The 4,879-nt window shown below is 65.5% G+C and carries 3 protein-coding genes; all 3 read left to right on the top strand.

Translation table 11 applies throughout. The features are described from left to right. The first annotated feature begins 198 nt into the window (after positions 1–198). The 3 genes from ACO6VM_RS15625 to ACO6VM_RS15615 are packed head-to-tail and all read left to right on the top strand — an operon-like array spanning position 199 to position 4,787. On the top strand, positions 199–375 hold the full coding sequence (locus tag ACO6VM_RS15625; protein ID WP_003250005.1) for a hypothetical protein: 177 nt from the start codon (positions 199–201) through the stop codon (positions 373–375). After that, entirely contained in the window at positions 359–3,334 is a 2,976-nt protein-coding gene (locus ACO6VM_RS15620) for a sensor histidine kinase (RefSeq protein ID WP_189654515.1), read from the top strand. The genes ACO6VM_RS15625 and ACO6VM_RS15620 overlap by 17 nt, the downstream gene beginning before the upstream one ends. A gap of 4 nt (positions 3,335–3,338) precedes the next feature. Continuing rightward, entirely contained in the window at positions 3,339–4,787 is a 1,449-nt protein-coding gene (locus ACO6VM_RS15615) for a sigma-54 dependent transcriptional regulator (RefSeq protein ID WP_347150363.1), read from the top strand. Positions 4,788–4,879 lie beyond the last annotated feature (92 nt).

The raw sequence follows: 4,879 nt of genomic DNA, 5'->3' as shown, positions 1-4,879 counted from the left end.
AACCCCCCCACCAGGAGAGAGCGGGGTGGGGTTTGCAGGGCGCCTCCCCCCGCGATAGGGCCAGAACAAGCAAAACCAAGTTCAAAAGCCCAGTAAATTCAAACCCTTGGCTAACCCTACCGATACCCGCTAGCATCGCCTGCGCCATTTTCACCAATAATAAGTCCAAACCCGCAGCGCCCAACCCTCGAGGCCAGCATGTACATCTATCGTTTGGTCCTGCTTCTGGTCGTGGGGATCTACCTGTTCTCCCCGGCCATCATGGACTGGTGGATCGAACCGACCGGAGCCTGGTACCGCCCCTACCTGCTCTGGCTGATCCTCATCGTCGTCACTTTCATCCTGCAGAGCCAACGAGATGCCGATGAGCTTTAGCCTGACCCAGATGATCCTGATCAGCGCCGCCTACCTGCTGGTGCTGTTCGGCGTGGCCTGGATCAGCGAACGCGGGCTGATCCCGCGCTCGGTCATCCGCCACCCACTGACCTACACCCTGTCGCTGGGCGTTTATGCCAGCGCCTGGGCCTTCTATGGCTCGGTGGGGCTGGCCTACCAGTATGGCTATGGCTTCCTCGCCTGTTACCTGGGGGTGTCCGGCGCGTTCCTGCTGGCACCGGTGCTGCTCTACCCGATCCTCAAGATCACCCGCACCTACCAGCTCTCGTCCCTGGCCGACCTGCTGGCGTTCCGCTTCCGCAGCACCTGGGCCGGCGCGCTGACCACCATCTTCATGCTGATCGGCGTGCTGCCACTGCTGGCCCTGCAGATCCAGGCGGTGGCCGACTCCATCAGCATCCTCACCGGCGAGCCGGTCAAAGCGCGGGTGGCATTCGCCTTCTGTGCGCTGATCACCCTCTTCACCATTTTCTTCGGCTCGCGCCATATCGCCACCCGCGAGAAGCACGAGGGCCTGGTGTTCGCCATCGCCTTCGAGTCGGTGATCAAGCTGCTGGCCCTGGGCGGCATTGGCCTTTACGCGCTGTACGGCGTGTTCGGCGGCCCGCACGGGCTGGAAGTGTGGCTGCTGCAGAACCAGACCGCCCTCGCCGCCCTGCACACGCCGTTGCAGGAGGGCCCGTGGCGCACCTTGCTGCTGGTGTTCTTCGCCTCGGCGATCGTCATGCCGCACATGTACCACATGGCCTTCACCGAAAACCTCAGCCCACGCTCGCTGGTCAGCGCCAGCTGGGGCCTGCCGCTGTTCCTGCTGCTGATGAGCCTGGCCGTGCCGCTGGTGCTGTGGGCCGGCCTGCGCCTGGGCGCCAGCACCAACCCGGAGTACTTCACCCTGGGGCTGGGCATCGCCGCCAACAACCAGGCCCTGGCCTTGCTGGCCTACGTCGGCGGGCTGTCGGCCGCCAGCGGGCTGATCATCGTCACCACCCTGGCGCTGTCGGGCATGGCCCTCAACCACCTGGTGCTGCCGCTGTACCAGCCACCGGCCGAAGGCAACATCTACCGCTGGCTGAAGTGGACGCGCCGGGCGCTGATCGTCGCCATCATCACCGCAGGCTTCGTCTTCTACCTTACCCAGAACAACCACCAGAGCCTGGCCAACCTCGGCATCGTCGCCTTCGTCGCCACCCTGCAGTTCCTGCCCGGCGTGCTTTCGGTGCTGTACTGGCCGACCGCCAACCGTCGCGGCTTCATCGCCGGCCTGCTGGCCGGCATGCTGGTGTGGATGGTGACCATGCTGCTGCCGCTGCTGGGCAACCTGCAGGGCTTCTACATTCCGCTGCTGGACATGATCTACGTGCTGGACGACACCAGCTGGCACATGGCGGCCATTGCTTCGCTGGCGGCCAACGTCCTGCTGTTCACCCTGATTTCGCTGTTCACCAATGCCAGCAGCGAAGAGGTCAGTGCCGCCGAAGCCTGCGCGGTGGACAACGTGCGTCGCCCGCAACGCCGCGAGCTGCACGCCGCCTCGCCCCAGGAATTCGCCACCCAGCTGGCCAAGCCACTGGGCGCCAAGGCCGCGCAGAAGGAAGTCGAGCAGGCACTGCGTGACCTCTACCTGCCGTTCGACGAGCGCCGCCCCTACGCCCTGCGTCGCCTGCGTGACCGCATCGAGGCCAACCTCTCCGGCCTGATGGGCCCGAGCGTGGCCCAGGACATGGTCGAGACCTTCCTGCCGTACAAGTCCGGCAACGAAAACTACGTCACCGAAGACATCCATTTCATCGAGAGCCGCCTCGAGGACTACCACTCGCGCCTGACCGGCCTCGCCGCCGAGCTCGACGCCCTGCGCCGCTACCACCGCCAGACCTTGCAGGAGCTGCCCATGGGCGTCTGCTCGCTGGCCAAGGACCAGGAAATCCTGATGTGGAACAAGGCAATGGAAGAGCTGACAGGCATCGCCGCCAAGCACGTGGTCGGCTCGCGCCTGGTGACCATCGGCGAGCCTTGGCGCGGCCTGCTGCAGGGGTTCATCAACGTACCCGACGAGCACCTGCACAAACAGCGCCTGGCCCTCGATGGCCAGCCACGCTGGCTCAACCTGCACAAGGCGGCCATCGACGAGCCACTGGCACCGGGCAACAGCGGCCTGGTGCTGCTGGTCGAGGACCTCACCGAAACCCAGGCGCTGGAAGACAAGCTGGTGCACTCCGAGCGCCTGGCCAGCATCGGCCGCCTGGCCGCAGGCGTTGCCCACGAAATCGGCAACCCGATCACCGGCATCGCCTGCCTTGCGCAGAACCTGCGTGAAGAGCGCGAGGGCGATGGCGAGATCATCGAGCTGTCCAGCCAGATCCTCGAACAGACCAAGCGCGTCTCGCGCATCGTCCAGTCACTGATGAGCTTTGCCCATGCCGGCGGCAGCCAGCAGAACAGCGAGGAGCCGGTGTGCCTCGCCGAAGTGGCGCAGGACGCCATTGGTCTGCTGGCGCTGAACCGGCGCAATTTCGAAGTACAGTTCTTCAACCTCTGCGACCCCGACCACTGGGCCGAGGGCGACCCGCAGCGCCTGGCCCAGGTGCTGATCAACCTGCTGTCCAACGCCCGCGACGCCTCCCCGGCCGGCAGCGCCGTGCGCGTGCGCAGCGAAGTCAGCGATCACACCGTCGACCTGATCGTCGAGGACGAGGGCAGCGGCATCCCGAAAAGCATCATGGACCGCCTGTTCGAACCCTTCTTCACCACCAAGGACCCAGGCGAGGGAACCGGACTGGGGCTCGCTCTGGTCTATTCCATCGTGGAAGAGCATTATGGGCAAATCACCATCGACAGCCCGGCCGACATCGAGCGCCAACGTGGTACCCGGATCCGCGTGACCCTGCCCCGGCATGTCGTAGCGACGTCCCCTGTAATTCGAGACCGTCGAGAGAATTGAATCAATGCCGCACATTCTGATCGTCGAAGACGAAACCATCATCCGTTCGGCCCTGCGCCGCCTGCTCGAACGCAACCAGTACCAGGTCAGCGAAGCCGGCTCGGTGCAGGAAGCCCAGGAACGCTTCAGCATCGCCACCTTTGACCTGATCGTCAGCGACCTGCGCCTGCCCGGTGCCCCGGGCACCGAGCTGATCAAGCTTGGCCAGGGCACGCCGGTGCTGATCATGACCAGCTACGCCAGCCTGCGCTCGGCGGTGGACTCGATGAAAATGGGCGCGGTGGACTACATCGCCAAGCCCTTCGACCACGACGAAATGCTGCAAGCCGTCGCGCGCATCCTGCGCGACCGGCAGAACGCGCCAGCCGCAGCGGCGGTCGCCGAGCCGCGGCCCACCAATGGCAAGGCCGGCGCGGACAAGTCCAGCCCCGCAGCCGCCAATGGCGAAATCGGCATCATCGGTTCCTGCGCGCCCATGCAGGACCTGTTCGTCAAGATCCGCAAGGTCGCGCCCACCGACTCCAACGTGCTGATTCAGGGCGAGTCGGGCACCGGCAAGGAGCTGGTCGCCCGCGCCCTGCACAATCTTTCGCGCCGGGCCAAGGCACCGATGATCTCGGTGAACTGCGCGGCGATCCCGGAAACCCTGATCGAATCCGAACTGTTCGGCCACGAGAAAGGGGCGTTCACCGGTGCCAGCGCCGGCCGTGCCGGCCTGGTCGAAGCGGCCGATGGCGGCACCCTGTTCCTCGACGAGATCGGCGAGCTGCCGCTTGAGGCACAAGCCCGTCTGCTGCGTGTGCTGCAGGAAGGCGAGATCCGCCGGGTCGGCTCGGTACAGTCGCAAAAGGTCGATGTGCGCCTGATCGCCGCGACCCACCGTGACCTGAAGAACCTGGCCAAGGCCGGCCAGTTCCGTGAAGACCTGTATTACCGCCTGCACGTGATTGCGCTCAAGTTGCCCGCCCTGCGCGAGCGCGGCAGCGACGTCAACGAAATCGCCGACACCTTCCTCGCCCGCCAGAGCGCGCGCATCGGCCGCGACGACCTGCACTTCTCCCACGAAGCCGAACAGGCCATCCGTCACTACAGCTGGCCGGGCAACGTGCGCGAGCTGGAGAACGCCGTGGAGCGCGCGGTGATCCTGAGCGAGAGCGCGGAGATTTCCGCAGACCTGCTGGGTATCGACATCGAGCTCAGCGACCTCGAAGAGGTCGATGGCCTGGCCCACCTGCCCGCCCTGGTCAGCAACGGTGCCAGCAACGCCAGCCACGAGCCCACCGAAGACCTGTCGCTGGAGGACTACTTCCAGCACTTCGTCCTTGAACACCAGGACCACATGACCGAGACGGAACTGGCGCGCAAGCTGGGCGTCAGCCGCAAGTGCCTGTGGGAGCGTCGCCAGCGCCTGGGCATCCCGCGGCGCAAGAGCAACGCCACCAGCGACAACTGATACACCGTCATACCTATCGCGGGGCAAGCCCGCTCCCACGCTTGATGCCCCTTCTGGAGCACCTGGCGTGGGAGCGGGCTTGCCCCGCGATG

It is taken from the genome of Pseudomonas sp. GZD-209, assembly GCF_049310485.1.
Taxonomy (GTDB): Bacteria; Pseudomonadota; Gammaproteobacteria; order Pseudomonadales; family Pseudomonadaceae; genus Aquipseudomonas; species Aquipseudomonas sichuanensis.
Note: the sequence above shows the minus strand (reverse complement) of the source record. Positions and strands in the feature narration are given on the sequence as shown.